Annotated in this window: 1 protein-coding gene; it reads left to right on the top strand. The window is 63.3% G+C overall.

Annotation, left to right across the window (positions count from 1 at the left end; genetic code table 11):
• Window positions 1-6 precede the first annotated feature (6 nt).
• Window positions 7-1,325: xylose isomerase (gene xylA, locus A7D17_RS19230; RefSeq protein ID WP_064510574.1), on the top strand; the 1,319-nt coding region annotated here is incomplete at its 3' end.

The raw sequence follows: 1,325 nt of genomic DNA on the forward strand, positions 1-1,325 counted from the left end.
CACCCCATGAGCAACACCGTTTACATCGGCGCGAAGGAATATTTCCCCGGCATCGGCAAGATCGGCTTCGAAGGCCGCGACTCCGACAACCCGCTCGCGTTCAAGGTCTACGACGCCAACAAAAAAATCGGCGACAAGACCATGGCCGAGCACCTGCGTTTTGCCGTGGCCTACTGGCACAGCTTCTGCGGCAATGGCGCCGATCCGTTTGGCCCGGGCACGCGTGCGTATCCGTGGGATGCGGGCAACACCGCACTGGGCCGCGCCGAAGCCAAGTCCGATGCCGCGTTCGAGTTCTTCACCAAGCTCGGCGTGCCGTATTACTGCTTCCACGATATCGATCTGGCACCGGATGCCGATGACATCGGCGAATACGAAAAGAATCTCAAGCATATGGTGGGCATCGCCAAGCAGCGCCAGGCCGAGACCGGCATCAAGCTGCTGTGGGGCACCGCCAACCTGTTCTCGCACCCGCGCTACATGAATGGTGCATCGACCAATCCGGACTTCAACGTGGTGGCGCGTGCGGCGGTGCAGGTCAAGGCCGCGATCGATGCCACTGTCGAGCTGGGTGGCGAGAACTACGTGTTCTGGGGCGGCCGCGAAGGCTATGCCTGCCTGCACAACACCCAGATGAAGCGCGAGCAGGACAACATGGCGCGCTTTTTGACCCTGGCACGTGATTACGGCCGTGCGATCGGCTTCAAGGGCAACTTCCTGATCGAGCCCAAGCCCATGGAGCCGATGAAGCACCAGTACGACTTCGACAGCGCCACGGTGATCGGCTTCCTGCGTCAGCACGGGCTGGATCAGGACTTCAAGCTCAATATCGAAGCCAACCACGCGACGTTGTCGGGCCACAGCTTCGAGCATGACCTGCAGGTGGCATCCGATGCCGGCCTGTTGGGCAGCATCGATGCCAACCGCGGCAACCCGCAGAACGGCTGGGATACCGACCAGTTCCCGACCGACCTGTACGACACCGTCGGCGCGATGCTGGTGGTGCTGCGGCAGGGCGGGCTGGCACCGGGCGGCCTGAATTTCGACGCCAAGGTGCGGCGCGAATCGTCCGACCCGCAGGATCTGTTCCTGGCGCATATCGGCGGCATGGATGCGTTCGCACGCGGGCTGGAAGTGGCCAACGCACTGCTGACCTCCTCGCCGCTGGAAAGCTGGCGCAAGGAGCGTTACGCCAGCTTCGACAGCGGCGCCGGTGCGGCGTTTGCCAACGGCACCAGCACGCTGGCGGACCTGGCCAGCTACGCCGCCGGCAATGCACCCACGCAGATCAGCGGGCGCCAGGAAGCCTACGAGAACCTGATCAA

Origin of the sequence: Xanthomonas floridensis (assembly GCF_001642575.1) — a bacterium.
Classification (GTDB): Bacteria; Pseudomonadota; Gammaproteobacteria; order Xanthomonadales; family Xanthomonadaceae; genus Xanthomonas; species Xanthomonas floridensis.